20 protein-coding genes are annotated in these 24,977 nt (G+C 68.4%); 13 read left to right on the forward strand and 7 right to left on the reverse strand.

Going from position 1 to position 24,977, the window contains the following annotated elements; translation table 11 throughout:
* Positions 1–39 precede the first annotated feature (39 nt).
* Entirely contained in the window at positions 40–579 is a 540-nt protein-coding gene (locus tag PK98_RS09040; RefSeq protein WP_039095885.1) for a hypothetical protein, read from the forward strand.
* A gap of 48 nt (positions 580–627) precedes the next feature.
* Here PK98_RS09040 and PK98_RS09045 read toward each other — a convergent pair whose 3' ends face one another.
* On the reverse strand, positions 628–1,338 hold the full coding sequence (locus PK98_RS09045) for a PspA/IM30 family protein (protein WP_039095887.1): 711 nt from the start codon (positions 1,336–1,338) through the stop codon (positions 628–630).
* Positions 1,335–1,820, reverse strand: coding sequence for a DUF2170 family protein (locus tag PK98_RS09050; protein ID WP_052208250.1), 486 nt, complete (start codon positions 1,818–1,820; stop codon positions 1,335–1,337). The genes PK98_RS09045 and PK98_RS09050 overlap by 4 nt, the downstream gene beginning before the upstream one ends.
* Before the next feature lie 230 nt (positions 1,821–2,050).
* Between PK98_RS09050 and PK98_RS09055 the strand changes: the two genes are divergently transcribed.
* From PK98_RS09055 to PK98_RS09070, 4 genes are all read left to right on the forward strand, one after another.
* Positions 2,051–2,710 (forward strand): DUF2491 family protein, encoded by a 660-nt coding sequence (locus tag PK98_RS09055; RefSeq protein ID WP_039095891.1) that lies wholly within the window; start codon positions 2,051–2,053, stop codon positions 2,708–2,710.
* 40 nt (positions 2,711–2,750) lie between these two features.
* Entirely contained in the window at positions 2,751–3,152 is a 402-nt protein-coding gene (locus PK98_RS09060) for a DUF350 domain-containing protein (RefSeq protein ID WP_039095892.1), read from the forward strand.
* A 148-nt stretch (positions 3,153–3,300) separates the two neighbouring features.
* A complete protein-coding gene (locus PK98_RS09065) occupies positions 3,301–3,720 on the forward strand; it encodes a DUF1190 domain-containing protein (protein WP_407637617.1) in 420 nt (139 codons plus the stop codon).
* On the forward strand, positions 3,720–4,877 hold the full coding sequence (locus tag PK98_RS09070) for a glutathionylspermidine synthase family protein (RefSeq protein WP_039095894.1): 1,158 nt from the start codon (positions 3,720–3,722) through the stop codon (positions 4,875–4,877). The genes PK98_RS09065 and PK98_RS09070 overlap by 1 nt, the downstream gene beginning before the upstream one ends.
* 34 nt (positions 4,878–4,911) lie before the next feature.
* Here the strand turns inward: PK98_RS09070 and PK98_RS09075 are convergent, their stop codons facing one another.
* The 3 genes from PK98_RS09075 to PK98_RS09085 form a co-directional block, all read right to left on the reverse strand.
* Entirely contained in the window at positions 4,912–7,983 is a 3,072-nt protein-coding gene (locus tag PK98_RS09075) for a hypothetical protein (protein WP_081996103.1), read from the reverse strand.
* Positions 7,980–9,404, reverse strand: a complete 1,425-nt coding sequence (locus tag PK98_RS09080; RefSeq protein ID WP_039095896.1) for a glucoamylase family protein — start codon at positions 9,402–9,404, stop codon at positions 7,980–7,982. Before PK98_RS09080 ends, PK98_RS09075 begins: the two co-directional genes overlap by 4 nt.
* A 76-nt stretch (positions 9,405–9,480) precedes the next feature.
* Positions 9,481–12,573, reverse strand: coding sequence for a TonB-dependent receptor (locus PK98_RS09085; RefSeq protein WP_039095898.1), 3,093 nt, complete (start codon positions 12,571–12,573; stop codon positions 9,481–9,483).
* Between the two features lie 200 nt (positions 12,574–12,773).
* Between PK98_RS09085 and PK98_RS09090 the strand changes: the two genes are divergently transcribed.
* Both PK98_RS09090 and PK98_RS09095 read left to right on the forward strand, forming a co-directional pair.
* Positions 12,774–15,062, forward strand: coding sequence for a glycoside hydrolase family 3 N-terminal domain-containing protein (locus PK98_RS09090; RefSeq protein ID WP_039095900.1), 2,289 nt, complete (start codon positions 12,774–12,776; stop codon positions 15,060–15,062).
* Positions 15,063–15,075: 13 nt separating this feature from the next.
* Positions 15,076–15,888 carry a carboxylesterase family protein gene (locus PK98_RS09095; protein ID WP_052208255.1) on the forward strand — a complete coding sequence of 271 codons (813 nt, stop codon included), beginning with the start codon at positions 15,076–15,078 and terminating at the stop codon, positions 15,886–15,888.
* On the opposite strand, the gene PK98_RS09100 is transcribed toward PK98_RS09095, so the two are convergent.
* Positions 15,861–18,233: a pectinesterase family protein gene (locus PK98_RS09100; RefSeq protein WP_039095902.1), complete on the reverse strand. Its 2,373-nt coding sequence runs from the start codon at positions 18,231–18,233 to the stop codon at positions 15,861–15,863. The two genes, PK98_RS09095 and PK98_RS09100, sit on opposite strands and share 28 nt — an antisense overlap.
* Positions 18,230–19,213, reverse strand: a complete 984-nt coding sequence (locus PK98_RS09105; protein ID WP_039095904.1) for an alpha/beta hydrolase — start codon at positions 19,211–19,213, stop codon at positions 18,230–18,232. Before PK98_RS09105 ends, PK98_RS09100 begins: the two co-directional genes overlap by 4 nt.
* Positions 19,214–19,431: 218 nt before the next feature.
* On the opposite strand from PK98_RS09105, the gene PK98_RS09110 reads away from it, so the two are divergent.
* The 6 genes from PK98_RS09110 to PK98_RS09135 all read left to right on the forward strand — a co-directional run bounded on the left by PK98_RS09110 (position 19,432) and on the right by PK98_RS09135 (position 24,966).
* Positions 19,432–20,043: a TetR/AcrR family transcriptional regulator gene (locus PK98_RS09110; protein WP_039095906.1), complete on the forward strand. Its 612-nt coding sequence runs from the start codon at positions 19,432–19,434 to the stop codon at positions 20,041–20,043.
* A complete protein-coding gene (locus tag PK98_RS09115; protein WP_039095908.1) occupies positions 20,040–20,489 on the forward strand; it encodes an SRPBCC domain-containing protein in 450 nt (149 codons plus the stop codon). The genes PK98_RS09110 and PK98_RS09115 overlap by 4 nt, the downstream gene beginning before the upstream one ends.
* 67 nt (positions 20,490–20,556) lie before the next feature.
* Positions 20,557–20,766: a DUF4287 domain-containing protein gene (locus tag PK98_RS09120; RefSeq protein WP_039095910.1), complete on the forward strand. Its 210-nt coding sequence runs from the start codon at positions 20,557–20,559 to the stop codon at positions 20,764–20,766.
* A 168-nt stretch (positions 20,767–20,934) separates the two neighbouring features.
* Complete coding sequence (locus tag PK98_RS09125; protein ID WP_039096557.1) at positions 20,935–22,335, forward strand: amidohydrolase; 1,401 nt, start codon at positions 20,935–20,937, stop codon at positions 22,333–22,335.
* Entirely contained in the window at positions 22,332–23,627 is a 1,296-nt protein-coding gene (locus PK98_RS09130; RefSeq protein ID WP_039095911.1) for an amidohydrolase family protein, read from the forward strand. Before PK98_RS09125 ends, PK98_RS09130 begins: the two co-directional genes overlap by 4 nt.
* Positions 23,628–23,742: 115 nt before the next feature.
* Positions 23,743–24,966, forward strand: a complete 1,224-nt coding sequence (locus tag PK98_RS09135; protein WP_039095913.1) for a threonine synthase — start codon at positions 23,743–23,745, stop codon at positions 24,964–24,966.
* Positions 24,967–24,977 lie beyond the last annotated feature (11 nt).

Genomic DNA, 24,977 nt, shown 5'->3' on the forward strand with positions numbered 1-24,977 from the left:
GGGCGCGGCACGGTCGGCCACGTCGGCGGTTGTTGAGGCATGGCACGCCAGCAGAAGTTGAACGTCTTCCGGACCCCGATCGGCTTTCATGATGCCTATGTCGCCGCGCCGAGCAGGAAGGCCGCGCTGGCAGCGTGGGGCAGCGATGCCGATCTGTTTGCGCGCGGCGTTGCCGAGCTGGTCACGGATGACGCATTGTCTGCCGAGCCGCTGGCGCATCCCGGCAAGGTGATCCGGCGGCTGCGCGGGACTGCCGAGGAGCAGATCGCCGCCCTTCCGGCGGATCCATCAGGGCGGAAGAGCTCACCATCGAAGGGGACAAGCGCACCGCCGCCGAAGCCGGAGCCAGCGCCGAAGCCTGCACCGCGACCTTCGCGGGACAGGCTGGACGCGGCCGAACGGGAATTGGCGGCAACGACGGAGCGCCAGCAGCAGGAACTGGCTGAGATCCGGGAGCGTCAGCGGGCGCTCGACCGGGAACGCCGCGACCTCGAGACGCGGCATGAGCGTGAGCGGCAGGTCGTCGGGCAAGCGCTCGAGAAAGAGCGCAAGCTGTACGCGCAAAAGCTGGCGCGCTGATACTCGTGTCGGGGCGTGTCGTCCCGGCTTGCACCGGGACGATCGTGCTTACCGTTCGGGCAGGGCCTTCTGTGCCGGCGGGGCGGCCAGTTCTGCCAGGATGTCGTCGGCGCTGCTGGTACGCCCACCGATGCCTGCCTCCAGCAATTGCCGGTCCAGATCGGCACCGCTTTCCAGCGCGGCCATTTCCTCGCCGGCTTCCAGCCGCGCTGCCATGTGCGCCTGCCTGTCGCGGATCCGCTCCAGCGAGCCGACGGCGCTGCCCATGCGGGAGTTCACGCCCGCATGGGTGCTGGCGATCGATTTCTGCGCGCGCTGCAGGGAGTCGGTGGCCTTCACGCTTTCCACTTCGCGCTTCATCGCCCCGATCCGCTGCTCGGTCTCGCGCACGGTGCGCAACATCGTCGCCTGCTGCTGCTGCATGTTGACAAGGTCGGCCTCGTCACGGTGCAGTTCGGTCCGCGCAGTGGACACACGCTCCGCCAGTCCGCGGGCCAGGTCTTCCCGGCCGGCTTCCATGGCGGCGCGGGCATTGGCGATGTCCCGCTCCTCCTTGGCGCGGGTATCCCCGATCCGCTTCTCGATCCGCTTGGCCGTGGCCATCATGCCGGCCAGATCACCGCGTGCCTTGCGCAGGGCGGCATCGGCGTCGCGCAGTTCCTGATCCAGGATGCGCATCGCCTGGCTGTCGGCCACCGCTTCCGCCTTCTCGTTCACGCCGCCGCGCATGGCGGTGAACAGCTTGCCCCATACACTCATGCCGCATCTCCCATGCTGGCCGGCTCTCCGCCGGCTTCCACCCATTCCCTGATCCAGTCGGCCGCGTCGATCGCGTTGGCGGCCAGCACGGCCACCTCCTCGACCAGCGCCGCCGCAGGGGACGCGGAGGACAATGCGCCGAACAGCTCGTACCATTCCGCGCCATCGATCACCGTGATGCCGAAGGTCGATAGCGGGATCAGCTTGTGGACCGACAGCAGCGTGCGTTCGAACGCCTCACGCCGCGGGATCGACGCGGCCTCTGCCAGCAGCACGCTGCACAGCACCTGTTCGCCGCTCGCCGCCGCCAGAACGGACAGGCCGCCCCGCTCCTTCAGCGTGATCACCAGGACTTCGCTGTCCTCCACCACGTCCACGTCCACATCGCCCAGTTCCTCCGGGTCCGATGCGAACAGGCTGGTCATGCTGGCAACGTCCCAGCCCCCTTCCGGTACTGGCCAATCCTCTGCTCTCACCTGCATGCCTCCGGCTCGTTGATCCGCGAAGCGCCTCTATAGGGACGCCACCGACGGAGCGCAAAGTGCCTGCGACCTGTCGCCGGCCTTGCCCGGCAGGAGGTTGGCCGCCATAATCACCCTGCCCGGCACGACCATCCGGCTGGCGCAGTCCCGGGCACACGCGACACCGCGCCCGGCAGTTTGTGGAGACGACGCTTGCAAGGCTACGGCGAACTTCTGGCAGTGGCGCCGGCATGATCCGCAACCTGTTCGGTGGCCGGCGGGACGACGCCGCACCCAGGGAACTGGGCCCGCTGCAATGCGCGGTGGGCGGCGCGATCGAGATCGACACGCTGGGACTGCAGGCGCTGCTGGCGTCCGGCGAGCCGGCGATGGGACCCCCGACCGACGGCACCTTCATCGTCGCCGCAGTGGGCAGCGCGATGCTGGACGCCACCAGCGAACTGACCCGCTATTACGACGAATATGACCGCCTGCTGCAGGTGATCGCCGCGCCCGGCGGCGGGCCGGACACGGTCGCTGACGTCAGCCTGTATGCCGCATGGGACAGCGTCGTGCCGGCGGGGCCTGCCGAATGGGCCCGCTGGATCGGCCCCGGCGGCCTGGTGGGTGCGCCCGAATATGATGCGGACGGCATCCTGTTCCGCCGCTACTGGGGCAGCGGGCCGGAACACGCCCCGCTGGTGGAGTTCGTGGAAACGGTGGAGGATGGCGGGCAACCGCGCAGGATCCATCAACGCTGCATGCTGTATGCGCGGCCGGTGGGCCGGGGCGAGGAGATGCTGCTGATCAGCCTGGAGCAGGACCTTGCCGAAGGCAGCCAGCGCCAGGGCGCAGCCATCGCCTTCATGATAGGATATGGCCTGGGCGCAGCGGATGTCCGCCGGGTCTGACAAACGGGTCTGACGGCAAGGTCTGACAACGGAGAGGTGCATGTACGGTTACGTTGCGGGTCTGCCCGCATTTCTCGCCTATTTCGGCAGCGGACTGGCGATGCTGGTGATCTTCGCCGTGGTGTACACGCTGGTGACGCCGCAAAAGGAACTCAGCCTGATCCGCGCCGGCAATGCGACGGCCGCGGTCGCCTATCTGGGTGCGCTGATCGGCTTCAGCCTGCCGCTGGCCTCCGCCGCCGCCAACTCGGTCAGCCTGATCGATTTCATGCTGTGGGCGGCAATCGGCGGGATCATCCAGCTGGTCGCGTTCGGCATCGCCACCCTGACGCAGTCCGGCCTGGCGCGGCGGATCACCGATGGCGAGATGGGCGCAGGCCTGTGGGCCGGCGGCCTGGCGCTGATCGTCGGACTGCTCAACGCCGCCTGCATGACCTATTGAGCGGGAGCCTGCCCCAATGAGCGACTTGCCACGCCGCCGTTTCGCCACGCACCATCGTGCCCGCCTTGCCTTCGGCGGGCTGGCCGTGGCCAGCCTCACCCTGTCGGGCTGCGAGGATCCGCCGGCAGAGCCGCTGCGCTTCTCCAGCGTGGAGCAATGCGTCAGTGCCGGATATGAACGGCCGTTCTGCCAGTCCACCCAGTCGGCCGCCTTGGCCGAGCACGAGCGCAGCGCCCCGCAATACAGCAACGCGGCGCAGTGCGAGGCGGAATGGGGTGACAATGGCTGCCAGCGCGCCAGCAGCGGAGGCAGCATGTTCACGCCGTTGCTGGCCGGCTTCCTGGTCGGCCGGGCGTTGAGCGGGGGCAATTCCTATTATGGCGGCTCCGGCTATTACGGGTCGCCGATCTATCGCAGCCGCGGCGGGCAGGCGGTCACCGCAGTTCCCGGCCGGGACGGGATCGCCGCCACGCGGATGGCACCCGTCAATGTCGGCACCACCACGGTCGCCCGCAGCGGCTTCGGCGGCCGGGGCATGTCCCGCGGCGGCGGTGGCTGGGGCGGCTGATGCGACGGATCACCCTGCCCGAACGCTCCGGCTGGCGGGATCAGGCCCAGGCGGTCGGCTTCGGCTTCCACGAGATGTATGGCGAACCCTACTGGGTGGACGATGCCGCCTATGTCTTCACGCTGGAGCAGATCGAGCGGGATATCGAGGGGCCGACGGAGGAACTGCACCAGATGGCGCTGTCGCTGGTGGAGGACGTGGTCGGCGACGAGGCTGCGCTGGAACGGCTCGCCATTCCGCGCGAACATTTCGACCTGGTGCGCGAAAGCTGGCGACAGGGCGACCCGCATCTGTATGGCCGGTTCGACCTCGCCTATGATGGCACCGGCCCGGCCCGCCTGCTGGAATACAATGCCGACACGCCGACCTCCATCTTCGAAGCGGCATTCTTCCAGCATAACTGGCTGATCGACCGGATCGATGCGGGTCACCTGCCGCAGGGGACCGACCAGTTCAACTACCTGCAGGAAAGCCTGGTGGAAGCGTTCGCGGCCGCCTTCCCTGCCGACCGGCTGTTCCACTTCGCCTGCTGGATGGCGAACGAGGAGGATCGCGGCACCGTCACCTACCTGATGGATTGCGCGGTGCAGGCCGGCCACCAGGTGGACCTGATCGACATCAGGGACATCGGCACCGATGCGCAGGGCCGCTTCACCGACATGGCGGAGCGGACGATCGACCGCTGCTTCAAGCTGTATCCGTGGGAGGACATGTTCCGCGAGCCGTTCGCGGCGCATCTGCGGCCCGGCCTGTTCGTGGAGCCGCCGTGGAAGGCGATCCTGTCGAACAAGGCGATGCTGCCGCTGTTGTGGGAGCGGTTTCCGGGTCACCCGAATTTGCTGCCCGCCTTCTTCGACGGGGATCCGCGCGCTGCCGGGCTGGCGCGGGCCGCGTCCAAGCCCTTCTTCTCGCGCGAGGGCGAGAATGTGACGCTGCTGGAGAACGGCGTGGCGGTGGACGCGGTGGCGGGCGATTACGCGGATGCGGCGCGGATCGTGCAGGATTATGCCCCGCTGTTCGAGGCTGGCGGACAACATGCGGTGCTCGGCAGCTGGGTGATCGGCGATCGCGCGGCAGGTCTCGGCCTGCGCGAGGACAGCAGCCGCATCACCCGCAACCTGTCCCGCTTCGTGCCCCACATCATCGCCGCCGACTGACGGCCGACCTGAACGTCGCGGCCGGACCGTGCCGTTATGGCGATGCGGGTGCCCAGCGGATGGTCGACCCGCCCGCAGGCAGGATCAGGGTTCCGTTGTTGGCGGGCGTTGGCGCCCCGTTCACGGTGGCTGTGCCGGGCGTGCCGCCAAGCGGCCAAGGCACCGCCAGGCCGTTCGGCGGCACGGCGGTGCCGCTGACCGTCATCTCGAAAGCACCGTCCCGCTCCCGCGCTGTCAGATCGACCGTGCCCCAGCGGGTGCGCAGTCCGGTGATCCGCACACCCTCCCCCGCCAGCCACACCGGCGTCAGGCCCGCAGCCAGCACCACCCGTCCGGCCCCGATATCCTCGTACGCAAACAAGTCGAGCGCCGCGCGGATGAAGTCCGACGCCACCCAGGCGTGCGGCATGTCGCCGATGAAGCGGATCTCGCGCGGATCACGGCCGACCACCTCCGCCCACCCGTTCCAGGCCGGCGGACGGCGATCAGCCATGTAGGCGTCGAGCAGCGCATTGGCCTCTTCCCGCCGTCCCAGCCGCACCAGCGCCGACACGTTGCGCAGTTCATAGGGCGTGTAGTCCGCCCACTCCGCATCCGGTGCCTGGCGACCAAGCACCCGTTCGACCTGCCGGGTGAAAGTGGCGTCGAGCAGGGCGGGATCGAGCCGCGCCTGCTCGCCCGCGGGGTCCAGCGCCATGGTGGTGGAGGTCGCATCGAAATCGCCCAGGCTGGTGGCACCGGGGATGTAGTCGATGTCCCAGTGCTCCACCGCCGCACCGATGGCGGCATGGATGTCGCCGGCAAACTCGTCGCGCTGCGCGGCGATGGCGGCGGCGTCCGGCTTGCCCAGCACCTCGGCCGCGAACGCCGCGTCCTTGTATCCGGCCAGGCCCCAGAAATCGTCCCACAGGCTGTATTGCGGTTTGGCCGAATAGGCCTCGTGGCTGATGGAAGGCGGCAGCAGGCCGTACAGCATCCGTCGCCCGGGGACCTGGTTCGCCGGCGTCCGTTCGGACAGGCGCTGCGCATCCATGTACCGGCGCGCCGCATCCAGGCGCGGCCAGTCCCGCTCCAGCGCGCCCTTGTCATTGGTGTAGCGGTAGAGCTGCGTGACCAGATGGATATACTCACCCTGGCTGTCATTCTCCGGCACCGGGTCGGGGCCGCGCGCATCGACGCAACATGGCACCTTGCCATTGTCGAACAGCTTCGTTCCGTACCAGTCGGCGTAGGCGCGCACGGGCTCCGGTCGCCCCAGGCGCAGCAGCGTGTCGCCCATCATCGCGCCGTCACGGATCCAGCTGCGGTCGTAGGAGCGCGTACCCGGCTTCAGCGCCGGCCCTTCGCGGCTCATCAGCACATGGGCGAGCGCGGTGCGGATCGTGTCGGCCACCGCCTGCTTGTCCGCTGGCACCGACAGCGCCACCCCGCCCAGCGTGCCGCGCCAGTAATCGGCGGTCCGGGCGATGGCCGCGTCGAAGGCGGCGGCATCCGCCGGCACCTCGTCGCCCAGGACGACCGGCAGGTCGAAGCTTTCCCCGGGAGCCAGCGCAACGGTCCAGCGCATGGTCGCCGACGCGAGTGCCGCCGGGTCGCTGACCTCCGATGCTCCGTCTGGCGCAGCCGGATATGCCAGCGCGCCGTGATCGAAGGGGCGCGCGGCGACATCCTGCGGGGCGACCAGCGGCACCACCTGCCGGGTGACCGCCGGATCGCCGGCCAGAGCCGGCGGCGCGGTCACGGCCAGCCGGCTGCCATCCCATGCAATGCCGGCGATCGGGCTGACGCCGCCCTGCTGTGACAGGAACTGTGCCGGCGGGTTCACCTGAAACGGCCGCGCGGCCAGGGCAAGCGTCAGGCTGCGCGGGGCGGTGCCGGTGTTAGTCAGGCGGTAGCGGGCCAGCAGGCGCGGGCTGTGCTGATCGGCGGTCAGGGCCGTGTCCAGCGTCCAGCCCGGCCCGGCCCAGGTCACATGGGGCAGCGGCAGATAGCCGTCTTCCAGGCTCCGGCGGCTGTCCACCCCGGCCCAGCCGATCACCTGTTCGCCATCGATGATGAAGGGTTCGATGGAGAAGCCGCCCTTGGCGATCTCGATCCCGCCATCCTCCCCGATCAACCCGCTGACCGCGCCGCCATCGCTGGCCACCAGCGTCCAGTAGCTCTGCTCGGTGAAGCCGCGCGGATAGGTGCCATGCGGCGCCTCCTTCGCCAGAGCGGCGATGATCGCGTTGGGCGTGTCCGACCATTCGCGCGGCATCACCGCAAGCTCGGCCAGCCGTGCCGGCCGGTCTGCAACGATCCGCAGCCATGCCGCCTCCGTGTCCGGCATGGGCAGCAGGTCGCGGGCACCATCTCCGTCCTCGACCGTGCGCAGCAGGCGCCATGCACGGCGGTCATCGGACGCTTCGACAGTGTAGGCAGACGCAGAATCGGGCGCCCAGTCCAGCGCCAGTCCACCGAGTTCGCGAAGCCCGCCAAGGTCCACCAGCAGAGGGCCCGTCAGCGAAGCCACCGTCTCCTGGCGTCCGTCCAGCACGGCAGGATCGCTGGCGGTCGGCTCGGCCAGTGGCCCCGGCATCGGCAGGGGCTCCAGCCGCAGATCGTCCACCTCCAGCGTGCCCGCCCCGCCATCGCGACCACGAACCATCACGATCTCGACCGCCCGGGTGCTCCGCAGGCGCTTGTCCGCGGTCGGCCCCCAGGCGAACTCCACATCGCGCGGGCGCAGTCGCAGGGTCTGCCAGTCAGCCGACGGGCGGAAATTCGGACGCGGGATCCACCAGACATTGCTGCCATCGGCATCGGTGAACTTGATCTGCAGATCGTTGATCCCTCCGGTCCCGCGGACCTTCAGCGTCAGCACGAAATTGTCCGGCCACGCGATCGGCAGGGTGCGCCGGGCGACGGCGTAGCCCGACACGTTCCGGAAATCGTAACGGAGCGCCAGCGCGCCCCCGGCGACGTCCACCGCCGCTGCCACCCCGTCGGATGCGCTGGCCGCCCAGCCACCGGGCTGCTCGAACCCGTCCAGCACCGTTGCCTCCTGCGCGCCCGCGTGCGCAGCGATCGCCAGCAATGGCGCCATCAGCCATGCGGTGCGCCTCATGCCAGCCACCCGCCGGTGAAGCCGGCCCGTTGCAGGCCGCGCCGAATATGCGGATTGCGCTTCATGGTCTCCCACACCAGGCCCGAGCGCATGTTCTCGATCATCGCCACGATCGGGCCCTGGTCGATGCCCAGATAATCGCTGTCCACCCAGCCGACGCCGGGCACGATCCGGCCATGCTGCAACTTCTGGTTCGTCGCGGTCAGCGTGGGGTTGAAGGAATCCAGGAAGCCGTATTCGCCCCAGACGCCGGCACCGTAACGCCGGTGCATCGCGGTGATGGCCTGTGTCGCCAGCTCCGGCTCGAACGCGATGGAGCCGGCGGCGGCCGTCGGGGCAATGGTGCCATCATCCCGGTCCCCCGGCCCGCGCGCGGAATAGCTGAAGAACTGCCGCTCCCGTCCGTCGATGGCCTGGGCGAAGTCGCCCGGTCCGTCGCATGCGGTCAGGCCCCAGACCTCCGCATCGTAGCCGGCCCACCCGCCGGGATTGGCGCTGGCATAGGCGCGCTGCGCCCGCACCGCACGGCGGCTGTTCTCGAAATAATCGATGCCCTTGCCCGCCATGTAGCCGTCCTGGATCCCGCGAAAGTCGATCCAGACATGGCTGTACTGATGCACGAACAGTGGGGCGTAATGCAGGTGCGGCTCGCCACCCCATCCATCGGTCCACTGCGCATCGAACCGCGCGGTCCAGGCATTCCATGTTTCCGGCGGCAGCGGATAAGTGGGGGAGCCGAGCGCCAGCACGTAAAGCAGCAGCGCCTCGTTGTAGATGTCCCAGTCATGCGGGATGAACCCGCTTTCCGGATGCCACCCCATCGACACGAAGGGCGGGCGCGGCGTGATCCAGCGCCAGTCCACGCGGGCATAGATCTGCTCGGCCAGGCTGCGGATCCGCGCTTCTTCCGGATGGTCGCCATCGAACCAGCTCTGGGCGAACAGCACTCCGCCCAGCAGCAGCGCCGTGTCGACGGTGGACAGCTCGCACCGGGCGAACCGATGGCCGACCGTCACGCCCAGGAAGTGGTAGAAGAAGCCCTTGTAGCCGCTGTCACTGCTCTGGCTGTCACCCTGCGGCGCGCTTGCGAGGAACTCCAGCGTCGCCAGCGTGCGGATCCGTGCCTGTTCGCGGGTGATCCAGCCATTGCTCACACCGATCGGATAGGCGGTCAGCGCGTAGCCGACTGCCGCGATCGAGGCGAAGGACGGCGTCGGCCAGCGGTCGGGCGCCAGACCGTTCTCGGGGTCGGTGGTGTCCCAGAAGAAGCGGAAGCTACGTTGGTGCAGCTCGCTCACCAGCGGATCGGAGGCAGCTGCGGCCGGGGCACCGCCCCCGGGCAGGCCCGCCCCAGCCCGCGTGCAACCGGCAACAAGCGCCGCGATGGCGGTGGAGGCTACGAACTGACGGCGGGCGAGCATGGCTCCTCCGGGGCAAGGATCGGGAAAGACACAGCCGGGCGGCCGCGCTGCTGCGGGTACCCGGCTGTTCAGGGGATCAGAAGCTGAACCCTGCCGACAGCTTCACGGTACGCGGCGGATTGCCGCCGATGCTGTAGCCGATCCGCTCTCCATAGACCGACGGCGACCCATCATCGCGGGACGTGTCGCCGGGATTGTTGTTGAACTCGGTATAGTTGCGGTCGTTCAGCACGTTGATGATGTCGACGCGGAAGCGCAGCTCCGTCTCGTCGCTGATGAAGGATAGCGGCACATATTTGGTGATCGCCATGTCGAGCTGACGCCGGCCCCAGCGCGACCCGTTGCCGTCGCGGAAGCTGCCGACCACCGTCCGCTCGAACGGTACGGAGGTGTCGCGGAACGCCACCTGGTACAGCGGGGATTCGATCTGGAACTTGGCGGAAACCGAGAAGCCGAACGGGGCGTCGGCCGTGCCCGCCATCACGAAGCGGTGCCGCGGCACCCCGACGGAGCGCATGAAGGGGTAATCGTCGATGGATTCGTAATCGAGCGAGAAAGTCTCTCCGAACTGCCGGTTCTCCTCCGCCTCGGTGAAGGTATACGTCGCGTCCAGGCTCCACGGGGAGCTGCCGGTATAAGGCTTCGTCACCTTGACGTAGCCGCTGTCCGCATTGGTCTCCAGGCCGTTGGTGCCGATGATGATCGAGCCGTAACCCGGCGGGGCGAAGCCGAACGGCGCGCCCGGCGTGTCGGTGGTGCTGGCCGGATTGTCGAAGAAGAAAGTGCCGTCCGGCCGGCGGTTGCCCAGCAGGAACACGAAGCCGTCGCGGCTGGAGATGTGGGTGTAGCCGAACTCCAGCTGGACCGGATCCGCCACCCGGGTGCGCAGCCCCAGGCTGAACTGGTCGGAATAGGGCGTGTCCAGATCGTTATCGATAAACCGCAGTTCGCGCCCGCCGCCGACCGCGGCGTTCAGCAGGCGCTGACGCCCTTCTTCCGTCAGGTAGATCGGATCATAGGGGATGCAGGTGGCCGACGGCGTGCATTCTTCTGCCGTCAGCGAATTGTTGCCCAGGAAGCGAAAGTCCCGCTGCGGGAACGCGCCGAAGCTGAGCTCCTGCTGCAGGAAGTCGAACTGGTTGCGATCGTATGACCGGCCATAGCCGCCGAACACCGTCCAGTTCTCGTCCTCGTCGAGGCGGTAGGTAAACCCGATGCGCGGCTGGAACGCGCCGGTGAACGCCTCCCGGTTGTTGCCGCTGCTGATGTAGTCGGCGATGTTGTATCCCGCATTGCCCAGGTTCGGGTAATTGGTCGCCGACACCGCCGTCAGGTTGGAGTCCGGCGTCACGAAGTCCAGATAGGCAGGCGTCTTCTCGTAATCCCAGCGCAGGCCGATATTCAGCGTCAGCCTGTCGTTCACATCCCAGTCGTCCTGCAGGTAGATCCCGAACTGGAAATTGTCGGATTCCACCTCCGGCGTGCCGAAGCTGCCGGGCGCGCCGAACTGCAGGCGGTAGGGCACGTCGTCGTTGAAGCTGTTCTGGCCGAACAGGTTCACGTCATAGGTGTAGAGCGGGTTCAGCAGGTTCTGTTCGGTGGTCTGCAGCTTGATCCAGCGCAGCTTCACGCCGGCCTTGATCGTGTGGTTCTCGAACCCGGTCCACGTGAAGTCGTCCTGCACGGTCCAGCCGTTCTGGCCCTTGCGCTGAAAGTTGGCACCGGCGCCGGTGCGGAAGATGTCGAACCGGCTGGTGGTGTTGCCATTGCGCTGCGTGGCCTGGAACAGCTGGCCATTGCCGAAGCTGGTGGGCGTGGGGGACCAGATCACGTCTTCGTAAGCGACACGGAAATCGTTGACCCAGCTGTCGGCGGTGTGCTGCCAGCGGGCCAGGCCGCGCCATTCCTTTACCCGGTTGTTGTTGCCGGTGGACACGGTGTTGAGCCCGGTGCCCAGCTGGAAACCGCTTTCGTCACGGTACTTGACCGAGAACTCCAGCAGGTCCGCATCGGAGGGGACGATGTCGATCTTGCCGAAATACAGGTCTTCGTTGAAGCGGTTGGTGAAGGCACCGAACAGGCCCTGGTACTCGGACGGCAGGTTGCTGACGGCGAAACCCTGGCCGGGTGTCACATCGACCGGGCGTTCCTGCCGCTTGCCTTCGTAACTGGCGAAGAAGTGCATGACATCCTGGATGATCGGGCCGCCCAGCGCCACGCCGAACTGCTTGTCGACCGTCTCGACCTTGTCGATCCGGGTGGGGAAGACCTCGATCGGCCGGCGCGAACGCAGGTCCTGGTTGGTGAAGTCGAAGAAGCCTTCGCCATGGAACTCGTTGGTGCCCGACTTGGTCGTCGCGGTGATCGCGACGGAGCTGACCTGGTCGAACTCCGCCTTGTAGTTCGACGACAGCACCTGGTACTCGCCGATTGCCAGTTGCGGGAACGGGTTGCCGGGTGTGGAATCCTGACCGGTGATGCCGTTGCGCAGCACGTAGTCCTTCTGGCTGATGCCATCGATGAACACGTTGACGCTGTTGGACCGTTGCGCGCCACCCTGGATCGACACCTGCCCGTCAGCGCCCTGCTCCACCAGCCGCACACCCGGCGCCAGGTCGGCAAAGGCCAGGAAGTTGCGGTTGTTCTGCGGCAGCTGCTCGATCAGGCGCTGGGTGATGTTGATGCCGACCTGCCCGCCGGACAGCTCGCGGATGCGCCCTGCGGTGACGACGATCTCGTTACCGGCGGTGGTCGGCGCGGCGCCCGTATCGCCATCGGTCCCGACGCCCTCCGTCCCCGCGCCCTGTGCCGGTGCAGGGGGCCCGACCGACAGATCGATGTCCAGCCCCGCATTCTGCCCCACGTTCAGGGTGAAGGGATCGGAACTGCGGGTCGTGCCGTCCTGAGTCCGGATCTCCAGCCGGTAGGTGCCCGCACCCAGCGAGGCGAAATTGTACACGCCCCCGGGTGCCACGGCGATGGCCCGGCGAATGCCGCTGTTCACCTCGACGGCGGTGACCTCCACCGCCGGATTGCCCTCCGGCGCGGTGATGATGCCGCGCAGCGCGGCCTGCCCGACCTGCGCGTGGGCGATCGTGGGGATGAGCGTCAGCCCGCCAGCCAGCGCTGTCATGCTGGCAAGCGCAATCCGCATCTTGAAGCTGTTCATGGTTTGTCCCTGCTGCGTTTTCTTATGGTTCCTGCATCGCCCATCACCGGGGATGAACCCATGCTGGCCGACGCATGTCCGCAGGACGCGCGGCCAGCCTCTATGTTCCCGCGGCCGGGTGCGAGGGCGGAACCCTTCGTGGCCGAACTCGCTGTTCCGATCAGGGCAAAGGAATGAACGCCACGTCAGGGGAGCAGGACATGACACATTACCGGGCATCGCGGCGTGCGGTGCTGATGGGCGCCGGCGCCACCGCGGCGTGGCTGGCCAGCCCTGCCCGCGCCGCACTGCAGGAGCTTGACGGAACCCCGCTGCCCTCTGCGGTCGAGGCGCTGATCGCCACGATGTCGGTCGAGGAAAAGGCTGGCCAGCTGACGCTGATGGCCGCGGCCTGGGCGGGCGGGGCGGCGGTCTCGCTCAATCCCGCAGGCTCCGCCACCAGTTTCGATGCGCAGCTGGCGGAGGTGCGCGCCGGGCGGATCGGCGGCGTGTTCAACGGGAACGGGGCGGAGATGGCCCGGCAGATGCAGATCGCCGCCACGCGCGAGACGCGGCTGAAGGTGCCGATGCTGTTCGCCGCCGACATCATCCACGGCTTCCGCACCGTGTTCCCGATGCCGCTGGCCGAAGCGGGCAGCTTCGATCCTGAACTGGCGCGCCGCACCGCCCGCGCCGCCGGGGCCGAGGCGGCAGCAGCCGGCATCGACTGGACCTTTGCGCCGATGGTCGATGTGGCGCGCGATGCGCGCTGGGGCCGCGGTATCGAAGGGTCGGGCGAGGATGTCCTGCTCAACCGCATCATGGCCGATGCCCGCGTGCGCGGCTTCCAGGGCGAGAACGGCCTGGATGCAGCCGATGCCGTGGCCGCCTGTGCCAAGCATTTCGCCGCCTATGGCGCGGCGGAGGCCGGGCTCGACTACAACACCGTCGACGTGTCCGAACGCACCCTGCGCGAGATCTACTTTCCGCCGTTCCAGGCCGCGTTCGATGCCGGCGCGCCGACCACCATGGCATCGTTCAACGAACTGTCGGGCGTGCCGGCCACCGCCAACAGATGGCTATTGACGCAGGTGCTGCGGGATGAGTGGCACTTCCGCGGGCTGGTCGTGTCCGACTACACCGGCGACATGGAGCTGATCGCACACGGCTTCGCCGCCGATGCGCGAGAGGCGACCCGGCTGGCCTTCATGGCGGGCGTGGACATGAGCATGCACAGCGGGTTCTACATTGAGCATCTGCCCGGGCTGGTGGCCGCGGGCGAGGTGCCGATGGCGCGGCTGGACCAGGCGGTCCGCCGCGTCCTGGCGCTGAAGGTGCAGCTTGGCCTGTTCGACGATCCGTTCCGGCGCATCGATCCGGATCGGGAGCGGACCCGGGTGCGGACGCCCGGAAATCTGGCACTGGCACGGGAGGCGGGCAGCCGCTCGATCGTGCTCCTGAAGAACGATGGCAACCTGCTGCCGCTGCCCCGTAGCGGGCGGCGGATCGCCCTGATCGGCCCGTTCGCGGCCGGTCAGCACGATCTGATCGGACCGTGGAACGTCTATGGCACCGATGCCGAGGCGGTCGATCTTGCCACCGGTGTCCGGGCGGCGGTCGCCGATGCTGCGCAGGTCACGGTCACCGAAGGCTCCGGCATCGACGCGGCGCTGGATGGCGGCATCGATCAGGCGGTGGCCGCGGCGCAGGACGCGGATGTGGTGGTGCTGGCCATAGGCGAGACGCAGCGGATGTCCGGGGAGGCGCAATCGCGGACGGAGATCGTGGTGCCGGCGGCGCAGATGGCATTGGCCAGCGCCGTAGCTGCAACGGGCAAGCCGGTCGTGGTCCTGCTGCGCACCGGGCGGGCGCTGGCGCTGGAACAGCCGGTGCTGGATGCGCCGGCGATCCTGGTCACCTGGTTCCTGGGATCGCAGGACGGGCCGGCGATTGCCGATGTGCTGTTCGGCCAGGTCGCCCCGTCCGCGCGGCTGCCGGTGTCCTTCCCCTTCGCCACCGGCCAAGTGCCGTATCATTATGCGCACAAGAATACCGGGCGCCCCAATCCGCCGGGCGATCTGCAGAAATACAAGGCCCGGTACCGCGACTGGCCCAACGCCGCGCGCTTTCCGTTCGGGCATGGCCTGACCTATGGCGCGATCGCCTATTCCGGGCTGGACCTCGGCAATGGCCGGCTGGCACCGGACGGCGAACTGACCGTCAGCGCCACGGTCGCCAACAGCGGCCGGCATGCTGCCGAAGAGGTGGTGCAGCTCTACATCCGGGATCTTTCCGCCAGCATCACCCGCCCCGTGCGGGAGCTGAAGGCGTTCCGCCGCGTGGCGCTCGCCCCGGGAGAGAGCAAGGCAGTGTCGTTCACCTTGCGCCGGGCGGACCTGCTGTTCGTCGGCACCGAACTGAAGCCCACGGTGGAGCCGGGTCGCTTCCAGCTGTGGATCGCCCCGTCTGCCGAGGCGGATGGCGTGTCCGGCGAATTCACCCTGGTCTGAGGCGGATCCGGCGATGAAGGCCCCCGCCCGCTGGTCACGCCTCCGCCGGCTGCTGCTGCCGGCCTTGCTGGCGCCGCTGTTCGCCTGTGTCGCCCCGCTCGCCAACGGGGCGGCACCGGCGCCGCTGACGGCAGGACAAGTCCCGCAGCCGGCCCTGGCCGATGGCGGCTACCCCTACCAGCTGTTCATCCCGCGGGCGGCAGCGGCCGACCGGGAGCAGGCGGCGCGCTGGCCGCTGCTGATCTTCCTGCACGGTTCGGGTGAGCGCGGCGCGGACATCGCACGGGTCAAGGCGCATGGACCGCCGAAGATCGCCGACCGTGACCCGGACTTCCCGTTCATCCTGGTGTCCCCGCTGCTGCCGGCGGAGGAGGACTGGGACATCGGCAAGCTGGACGCCATCGTGGATCATGTCACCGCGCGGCTGCCGGTCGATCGGGACCGCATCTACCTGACCGGGCTCAGCCGGGGTGGCCATGCCACCTGGCGCTGGGGCGCGCTGGAGCCTGGCCGCTTTGCTGCCCTGGCACCCGTTGCCGGGCGCGGCGATCCGACGACCGGCTGCGCGCTGGTCGACGTACCGGTCTGGGCGCTGCATGGCGATCGGGACGATGTGGTGGTGCCGGAAGGCAGCTTCGCCATGGCCCGCGCGATCCGTGCCTGTGGCGGTCTGCGCTCACGGCTGACGATCTATCCCGACCTGGGTCACAACGCGTGGGATCCGGCCTATGACTCCCCCGCGCTGTACCTCTGGCTGCTGCAGCAGCGGCGGGCGGCACCGCTGGGCCGGGCCGGAGATCACCGCGTGGACGGATCGGGTCGATAGTCCACCTCGAACGCCCGCAGGACGGCCGAGCCGCCGAAGCCGGACGCGGTCCAGTAGAATCCCGCGCCGCCATACCCGTTCGGATCAATCGTGCCCGTCAGGTTCAGGGTCTCCGTGTCCGCCGTGTTGGTGCCGCTGACCGTGACATCGCCCCCGCGAACAGAGATGCGGATGGTGGTCTGCGGCTTGAGCACGCCGGTCAGCTGATCCTCAGGGCCCAGCGGCGTGCCCTGGCCGTCGGTGATCCGGTACAGCTGGAACACGACAGCGGTGGCTGAGCGCGTGCTGCGCCAGAAGCGCAGGGCATAGCCGCTGCGGGTCGCGGGATCGTACTTGAACAGGATGTCGGCGCGCGGGCGGCCATCATCCTGCGGCGCACCGGGGATGGAGAAGCCCTGCCCTTCCAGCTTGTCGGTGTCGAGCACCACGCTGACATCCATGTCCCCGGCGGACGGGCGGCCGACATACAGCAGGGTGCTGTCCTCCCGTCCGACGCGCAGCCCCCAGCTGCGATCATCCAGCGGCGCTTCGCTCGACCATGCGCCGGTCAGCCGCCAGTCGCCTTCCCACCGCCCGGCAACGCTGCTGTCGGGCAGGCTGCGGAAGTCGGCCGAGGCGATGGCGGCCTCCTCGGCGGATACAGTGCGGACGGCAGCCGAACGCTGCGCAGGACCTGGCCGGCTGAGATCGTGGCGGGGTGCGACTGTCGCCATGATGTACCGGCCGGCCAGACCGGGCGAGATGGCAAGCTCCTGCAAGGGGACGTCCCCGCGCGACACGGCGACCACCTCCGGCCGGGTGCAGGTCGCGTCGGCACAGGCAAGCCAGGTGACCGGCGACCGGTCCGTTCGCCCGTCCAGCCCGCCCAGTGTGTAGTCCAGCCGCATCCGCTGCGGCCCGTCAGGCCGGATGACCGGCGCCCCGGCCAGCACCGGGGCCGGGCGATATGCCGGATCCACGGTGACAAAGGCGCGGCTCACGAAGCCGTTGTCCGTGCGCACCTCGATCGGCACGACCTGGGTGTCGTCCGTGTGGTTGGCGGCCGTGACGACGACGCTGTCGCCCTCCGCGGCGCTGAGCGTCACGAGCGGGGAAGCGGTGTTCCAGCGGATGTGCCGCGTCGATCCGGGAGGCGAGACGCGCGCGGAGATCTCGGCAGGGGCCTCGCCCGTGCGCAGGCGGATGGCGCCTTCGGTCAGCTGGAGACGGAATGGCAGCGGCCCGGCCCCCTGGTAGCTGGCACGCGCAGCGGCCGGGTCCCAGCCATCGTCCACGCCCTCCGCCGTCCAGCGCAGCAGGTTCCACGGATGGAAGGCCTGGGCCTGCCCGTCCGTCAGCTCGCGCGCGATGGTGTGCCGGGGTTCGCCGACGATGCTGTCGACGATCGTCACCGGCTGGCCAGCCCCGGTCTTCGTGTGCCAGGTCAGCGAATGCTCGCTGGTCGTTTCCGGCGCGCGCCAGCCGAACCAGGCGATTGGCACGTCGGGCAGGATCGACTCGATCAGCGCAACAGGGGCAACCGGCACCTTGTAGAACTGCATCGTCCGGGTCGCCCGGAAACGGGTGCGGATGAAGGTCGTGCCGCCGGCGAAGAGGATGCCGCCCCCTTCGATGAAGTTGATCTCCGAATCTTCCCAGACGCTGGCACCGGGAGCGCCGAGATAGTCGTCGGTTCCTTCAAGGTAGGAATGGGTGAAGTAGGATCGCTCTGTCATGTTGAACAGCGTGTCCAGCCGGCTGAGGAACGCAACGTGCGAATAGACGTGGCGATCGCCGCGAGCCTGCAGGGCGACCGCCTGCGTGATCACGTCCGAGCGCCTGGCAAGGTTTTTCGAAGAATCGCCCGGATACTCATAGTCCAGGTTGCAATGGTTGAGGATCGTCAGGTTGATCGCCGAGAAGCCATCCGCATCGACCATCATCGAGAAGCCGTTATTGCTCGCCCCCTGCCGGTTGCCGCGATTGTCCGCCAGCACCACGCTGCGCCGATCCTGCGTCAGGCCCAGCAAGGTGATGTCGGGCTTGGTGATGTGCAGCCCGGTATCGGCTTCGGTCCCGTTCAGCTGGTAGACGTCAGGCATCAGGCCGATGATCGTCGGCCGCCCGGGCATGCCGGCCGGGGCGGCTGCATAGGCTGCATGGATCGTGCGATACCGTCCGCTGGCCGGGTCCTCCGGCCGGGAGGCATCGACCAGGATGTCGTATCGCTCCGCCCGCGTATCAAAGTCGATCCCGGTATATCCCTGCACGTGACCCAGTCCGGCCAGCGTGTCCTGCGCACCCGCGGGCGAGCAGACGGCCAGAAGCGCCAGCACCGGCGCGAGGAGGAGTGCGCTGGCGTTCACGGGCGCGGCTCCGGGGCTGGTGCGATGCTTCGCAGGAAGCCGTCGATGTCTGCCACGATCTGGCTCGCATATGGCTCGAACAGCCAGAACGCATGCGGCTGGTCCGCGAAGTGGACATGGCGATTGGGTATGCCGTGCGCGTCGAGAACCGGCAGGACCTTCTCCATCCCCGCCGTGAACCGGTCCTGCTCGCCACTGATGATGAGTGTCGGCGGCGAGCGGTGGCCGACATGGGTCGCCGCGCTCGCCTCGCGCCAGCGGTCGGGCGCCTGCTCCCACGAGCCGCCCAGCCATCGCGCCGCCGGGGTGGCGTCGTTGCGGTTCTCGTTGGCGAGGGCCAGCGGCACGGTGAAGTCGATCACGCCATCGATATCGATCAACGCGTTGACCCTGGGCGCATCGTCCGGTCCGCTGCTGAACAGCGCCGACCCGCCGGTATAGGCGAGGAGCGAAGCCATCTGCCCGCCCGAGGATTCGCCGCCGATCGCGATTCGCGCCGGATCGATGCCGAACTCGCCCGCCTGCGCCATGGTCCAGCGGATGGCATCGTTCACGTCGAGCAGGCCCGCCGGATACCCGGCTTCGAGTGCAAGGCGGAATTCGGGCAGGACGACGACATAGCCGCGCTGCGCCAGCAGGCTGGCCATGGCGTAGAAGTTCGACTTGTTGCCCGCATGCCAGCCGCCGCCATGAACCAGCACGATCGCCTGCCCCAGCTTCGCCGTCGCAGGCGGCAGGAAGATGTCGCTGTGCAGTTCCCTCTCGCCGATCGTCTTGTACAGCCGATCGAACAGCATCTGCTGGCCCTCGACCATGGTCAGCACGGGCAGGCGGAACTCCGGATGCTCCGCCCCGTTCGCCGCGAGACGCCGGGAAACCGTGTAGCTGTCGTCGACGGGAATGGTCTGGGCTGCCGCCGGCAGGTGCGACAGGGCCGCCAGCAATGGCACCAGACTGCCCGAGATTACCTGCCTGATCATGCTCTCTCCATCGCCGCATCGTGAGGCCCGGAAAGCTGTCGCCACGCCACGTGCGCGTCAATGCAATTCGCCCGGGGCCGCCGTTCACGCGCCGCACCGCTCCGGGGACACAGAGGATCATCCGGCGAACTCTCCGGGACAATCCGATGAAGGACGTATTCGCTCGTCCATTCGATGGCTGCGCTTGACGACATACCAACCAGTCGGTATGTGAAGCTATGGCAAAGGCAAGCACCCCTTCTGACGCGCGGCAAAGACTCCTCGATGCTGCGCTGGTGCTCGTCCGGCGGCAGGGGTTCGCCGCAACCACGATCGACCAGCTGTGCGCCATGGCCCACACGACCAAGGGCGGGTTCTTTCACCACTTCGCCTCCAAGGAGGCGCTGGGGATCGCCGCCGCCCAGCACTGGAGCACCACGACGGAGCCGTTCTTCGCCGCCGCCGCATACCATGCGGCATCGGACGCGCTGGATCGCGTCTTGGGCTATCTCGACCTGCGCGAGGCCATGATCGAAGGGGACACGGATGCGTTCACCTGCCTGGCCGGAACGCTGGCGCAAGAGGTTCACCAGTCCCACCCGATGATCGCCCGCGCCGCGCAGGGCGCGATCGAGGACCATGCCCGCACGCTGGAGGCCGATCTGGCCACTGTCCTCGGCCCTGGGTCCGGCAGTGCCGCGCAGGCGCACAGTCTGGCGATGCACATCCAGGTGGTGCTGCAGGGCGCCTTCGTGATCGCCAAGGCGCAGGGCGATCTGGCGACTGCGCGCCAGAGTGTGCGCCATCTGAAGACGTACATAATGATGATCTGCAAAGGAGAAGCCGAATGACCGACAGTCTGGCATTGAGCGTGGAGCGGACGATTGAGGCCCCGGTGGAACAGGTATGGTCGACCATGACCGACCGCATCGAGGAATGGTTCTGCCCCAGGCCGTGGCGAGCGGAAGCGCGGGTGCTGGAATGGCGCCCCGGTGGACGGAGCCTGATCGTCATGCACGGTCCCGATGGCGAGGAGATGCCGAACGAGGGGGTCGTGCTGGCATTCGAGCCCAACCGGCGCTTCGTGTTCACGGACGCCTTCACCGCCGACTGGCACCCGGCCGGGCCGTTCATGGTCGGGATCTTCGAAGTGACAGCGGATGGCGGGCGCAGCATCTTCCGCGCGACCGCCCGGCACTGGACGGAAGAGGCGTTCGCGCAGCATCGCGACATGGGGTTCGAGGAAGGCTGGGGCACGATGGCCGACCAGCTGAAGGCCCTGGCCGAGAGCAACTGATCCGACCCGTCGCTTCGCGGCTGACGAGACAGCCCGACCTTTCCTCCGACTTCAAGGGAGTACCACCATGGCTGACCAGACCATCAAGGGACCGGCATCCTACTTTCCATCGATCGAGAAGAAGTACGGGCGCCCCGTCGCCGAATGGCAGCAGATCGTCCGCGATCATCCGTCGCGCAAGCATATGGAACTGGTCGCCATGCTGAAGAACGAACATGGACTGGGGCATGGTCACGCCAACGCCATCGTCGCGCACACCCTCGCCTCGACCGGGTGACCTGGCGGCGCTGCTTCGTAGAGGTGCGGCGGCCTCGACCGGATGCGACAGGCCGAGGCTCCCCTTGCGCTTACGGTTTGCCCCGCCGCCGATTTGTGATCAGATGGGCACATGATCGTCCGGGCGCAGGCGGAGGCCGCACCGGTGTGTCGCAGCAGGGGGACTACCATGAGATTACGATGGCTTACGGGCGCCGCGATGCTGGCGCTTGCCGCCTGCGGACAGCCGGAGCGGACCGGCAGCGCCTCCTCCTCCCCCGCTGAGCGGGTCGCCTTCCCGGGCGATCCGTTCCCGTCCACCTACAAGCCTTATCCCGGGGTCACGACGCTGATCACCAACGCCACCATCTTCGACGGCGAAGGCGGGCGGGTCGATGGTGGATCGGTCCTGCTGGCCGACGGCAAGGTGGTGGCGGTCGGCACGGACGTGAACGCGCCGGCCGACGCCGTGGTGATCGACGGCACGGGGAAGTTCGTCACCCCGGGCATCATCGACATCCACAGCCATTTGGGCGACTATCCCACCCCTTCCGTGGATGCGCATTCCGACGGCAACGAGGCGACCGATCCCGTGACCGCGCAGGTCTGGGCCGAACATTCGGTCTGGCCCCAGGACCCCGGCTTCGCCCGCGCACTGACCAATGGCGGCGTTACCACCATCCAGATCCTGCCTGGCTCCGCCAACCTGTTCGGCGGGCGGTCGGTCACCGTGAAGAACGTCTATGCCCGCACGGTGCAGGAGATGAAGTTCCCGGGCGCGCCCTATGGGCTGAAGATGGCCTGTGGGGAGAACCCCAAGCGCGTCTACGGCAGCCGCAACCAGATGCCGTCCACCCGCATGGGCAATGTCGCGGTCAACCGGGCCACCTGGCAGGAAGCCCGCGAATACATGGCCGAATGGGACAAGTACGCGGATGAAGGCGGCGACGTGCCGGAACGCGACCTGCAGATGGACACGCTGGTCGGCGTGCTGAAGGGCGACATCCTGGTCCACAACCATTGCTACCGCGCAGACGAGATGGCCGTCGTGCTCGATATGGCGGAGGAGTTCGGTTACAAGGTCACCAGCTTCCAGCACGCGGTGGAGGCGTACAAGATCGCCGACCTGCTGAAGGAACACGGCACCTGCGCCAGCGTCTGGGCGGACTGGTGGGGTTTCAAGATGGAATCCTACGACGCCATCTACGAGAACCTGCCCCTGCTGGAGGCGCAGGGCGCCTGCGCCACCATCCATTCGGACGATCAGGACGGCATCCAGCGGCTGAACCAGGAGGTCGGCAAGGCGCTGGGCGACGGACGCCGCATGGGCATCGACATCAGCGACGAACAGGCATGGACCTGGCTCAGCTTCAACCCCGCCACCGCGCTGGGCATCGCCGAACAGACCGGCAGCCTGCAACCCGGAAAGATGGCTGATATCGTGCTGTGGAGCGGCAACCCGTTCAGCACCTACACCCGGACGGAGAAGGTGTGGATCGATGGCGCGCTGCTGTATGATGCGGATGATCCCACGCGCCGCCCGGTATCCGATTTCGAACTGGGCCAGGTCGGCGAAGGAGATGTGAAGTGAAGCGCGCATTGCTGGGCGCCGCAGCGCTGCTGCTGGCCGTGCCTGCGGGCGCACAGACCATCGCCATCACCGGCGGCACCGTGGCGATCGGCGATGGATCGCAGCCGATCCCCAATGGCACCGTCATCCTGCGCGACGGGCGGGTGATCGCCGCCGGCAGCCGCGTGGCGGTGCCCGCCGGTGCCCGCACCATCGATGCCACCGGCAAGTGGGTGTCCCCCGGGCTGGTCGTCGGCCTGGCGCCGGTCGGGCTGGTGGAGGTCAGCGGCGTGGAGGAGACGGACGACACCGATCCCGGCAAGTCGCCCTTCTCCGCCGCAATCGACGTGGCGTCGGCGATCAATCCCCGGGCGCAGCCGCTGCAGGTGACCCGGGCAGAAGGCTACACCCGCGCGATCGTGGGGCCGGTCGCGGGGAACTCGATCTTCGCCGGGCAAGGCGCGATCATCGACCTGGGCACCGACATGGATGCGCTGATGCAGGCGCGCGCCTTCCAGTATGCGGAGCTGGGGCAGGTTGGCGGGCGCAATGTCGGCGGCGGTCGCCCGGGCGTCTTCGCCTATCTGCGCAACGCCCTGTTCGAAGCGGAAGCGTACCGGCGCGACCAGCAGGCGCTCAGCCCCGCGCTGCGGACCGGCCATGACGGGTTCGAACGCCAGCTGACCCGGCTGGACGCCGCGGCGCTGGTGGCCGTGGTCGACGGCAGCGTGCCGCTGTTCGTCAACGTCAACCGTGCCAGCGACATCCTGACCGTGCTGCGCTTCAACCAGGAATTCCCGGCGATCAGGCTGGTGCTGGTCGGCGCGCATGAGGGATGGATGGTGGCGCCGCAGATCGCCGCCGCGGGCGTGCCGGTGATCACCACCGCGCTGACCGACCTGCCGGAAACCTTCGAAAGCCTGGCCGCGACCCGTTCCAATGTCGGGCGGCTGCGGGCCGCCGGCGTGAAGGTGGCGCTGCGGACCACGCGCAACACCGCGCAGGAGGCCGGCAACCTGGTGGCCCTGGCACAGCTGCCGGGCGCAACCGGGCTGGACTGGGGCGCTGCCTTCGCCACCATCACCTCCGCCCCGGCAGAGATCGTCGGCATGGGCGCGGAGTTCGGCTCCCTGCTGCCGGGGCGCCGGGCGGACGTGGTGATCTGGGACGGTGACCCGCTGGAGGTGCAATCGGGCGTGGAACAGGTGTTCATCGACGGGGTGGAGCAATCGCTAGACACCCATATGAGCCGCCTGCGCGACCGGTACCGCCAGGCGCAGCCGGGCAGCCTGCCAAAAGCCTACGAACGGTAATGGCCGGCCGGGGTGTGCTGCCGCCGGCGGTGGCATGCCCCGGCACACCCCTTGCCGCGCACGGCCCGGCGTATCCGGTTCCCCGGGGGCCGGGCATGGCGCTATAGGCGAGATCATGAACCACAACGTCGTGACCGATCGCCCGACCTTCGTGACGCATCTGGAATGCTCGATCTCGGGCGAACGCTACGATGCGGACAGGCTGCATGGCCTGTCCCGAGCCGGACGGCCCTTGCTGGTGCGCTACGATCTTGCGGCGGTCAGGGCCCGCCTGTCGCGTGACGAGGTGGAAACGCGGCAGACCGACATGTGGCGCTGGCGCGAACTGCTGCCGGTGCGCGGGACGGAGAACATCGTCTCGCTGGGCGAGATCGAGACCCCGCTCATTCCGATTCCCGCCAGCGGCGGGCCGCGCGTCCTAGTCAAGGACGAGGGGCGGCTGCCCACCGGCAGCTTCAAGGCACGCGGGCTGGTCATGGCCGTCGCCATGGCGCGGGAGCTGGGCGTGAAGCGCATCGCCATGCCGACCAACGGCAATGCCGGCGCCGCGCTCGCGGCCTATGCCAGCCGCTGCGGGATCGAGACGATCGTCTTCTGCCCGGAAGACACGCCGGAGGTGAACGTGCGCGAGATCGCCATGCAGGGCGCGCGCGTGTGGCGGGTCAACGGGCTGATCGACGATTGCGGCGCCATCGTCGGCAAGGGCGCGGCCGAGGGTCACTGGTTCGATTTCTCGACCCTGAAGGAACCGTACCGGATCGAAGGCAAGAAGACGATGGGCCTGGAACTGGCCGCGCAGCTCGGCTGGCGCCTGCCCGACGCGATCTTCTACCCCACGGGCGGCGGCACCGGCCTGATCGGCATGTGGAAGGCGTTCGACGAACTGGAGCAGCTCGGCTGGATCGGCCCGGAGCGGCCGCGCATGTATGCCGTTCAGGCGTCGGGCTGCGCGCCGATCGTGCGCGCATTCGAGGCGGGCGAGGAACATGCCGAGCGCTGGGAGGATGCGCACACCGTCGCCGCAGGGATCCGCGTGCCGCGCGCCGTCGGCGACTTCCTGATCCTGCGGGCGGTCCGCGAAAGCGGCGGCAAGGCGCTGGCCGTCGGCGACCCGGCCATCATGCAGGCGGTCGAGGATTGCGCCCGGCGCGAAGGCCTGCTGCTCTGCCCCGAAGGGGGCGCGACGCTGGCCGCCTACCGCGAGGCGCTGAAGACCGGCGAGGTGGACGAGACCGAGCAGGTGGTGCTGTTCAACTGCGCCACCGGCCTGAAGTACCCGATGCCGCCCGCACCCGACACGCTCGACCGCCACGCAGAGATCGACTTTGCCGCACTGTAGGACGATCGCCT

The organism is Croceibacterium mercuriale (assembly GCF_000802385.1).
Classification (GTDB): domain Bacteria; phylum Pseudomonadota; class Alphaproteobacteria; order Sphingomonadales; family Sphingomonadaceae; genus Croceibacterium; species Croceibacterium mercuriale.

Coding starts and splice junctions, on each gene's coding strand:
- PK98_RS09085 (WP_039095898.1), bottom strand. CDS start 12,573: ATGAACAGCTTCAAGATGCGGATTGCGCTTGCCAGCATGACAGCGCTG.
- PK98_RS09075 (WP_081996103.1), bottom strand. CDS start 7,983: ATGAGGCGCACCGCATGGCTGATGGCGCCATTGCTGGCGATCGCTGCG.
- PK98_RS09120 (WP_039095910.1), top strand. CDS start 20,557: ATGGCTGACCAGACCATCAAGGGACCGGCATCCTACTTTCCATCGATC.
- PK98_RS09135 (WP_039095913.1), top strand. CDS start 23,743: ATGAACCACAACGTCGTGACCGATCGCCCGACCTTCGTGACGCATCTG.
- PK98_RS09125 (WP_039096557.1), top strand. CDS start 20,935: ATGAGATTACGATGGCTTACGGGCGCCGCGATGCTGGCGCTTGCCGCC.
- PK98_RS09080 (WP_039095896.1), bottom strand. CDS start 9,404: ATGCTCGCCCGCCGTCAGTTCGTAGCCTCCACCGCCATCGCGGCGCTT.
- PK98_RS09060 (WP_039095892.1), top strand. CDS start 2,751: ATGTACGGTTACGTTGCGGGTCTGCCCGCATTTCTCGCCTATTTCGGC.
- PK98_RS09050 (WP_052208250.1), bottom strand. CDS start 1,820: ATGCAGGTGAGAGCAGAGGATTGGCCAGTACCGGAAGGGGGCTGGGAC.
- PK98_RS09105 (WP_039095904.1), bottom strand. CDS start 19,213: ATGATCAGGCAGGTAATCTCGGGCAGTCTGGTGCCATTGCTGGCGGCC.
- PK98_RS09045 (WP_039095887.1), bottom strand. CDS start 1,338: ATGAGTGTATGGGGCAAGCTGTTCACCGCCATGCGCGGCGGCGTGAAC.
- PK98_RS09040 (WP_039095885.1), top strand. CDS start 40: ATGGCACGCCAGCAGAAGTTGAACGTCTTCCGGACCCCGATCGGCTTT.
- PK98_RS09070 (WP_039095894.1), top strand. CDS start 3,720: ATGCGACGGATCACCCTGCCCGAACGCTCCGGCTGGCGGGATCAGGCC.
- PK98_RS09115 (WP_039095908.1), top strand. CDS start 20,040: ATGACCGACAGTCTGGCATTGAGCGTGGAGCGGACGATTGAGGCCCCG.
- PK98_RS09090 (WP_039095900.1), top strand. CDS start 12,774: ATGACACATTACCGGGCATCGCGGCGTGCGGTGCTGATGGGCGCCGGC.
- PK98_RS09055 (WP_039095891.1), top strand. CDS start 2,051: ATGATCCGCAACCTGTTCGGTGGCCGGCGGGACGACGCCGCACCCAGG.
- PK98_RS09095 (WP_052208255.1), top strand. CDS start 15,076: ATGAAGGCCCCCGCCCGCTGGTCACGCCTCCGCCGGCTGCTGCTGCCG.
- PK98_RS09110 (WP_039095906.1), top strand. CDS start 19,432: ATGGCAAAGGCAAGCACCCCTTCTGACGCGCGGCAAAGACTCCTCGAT.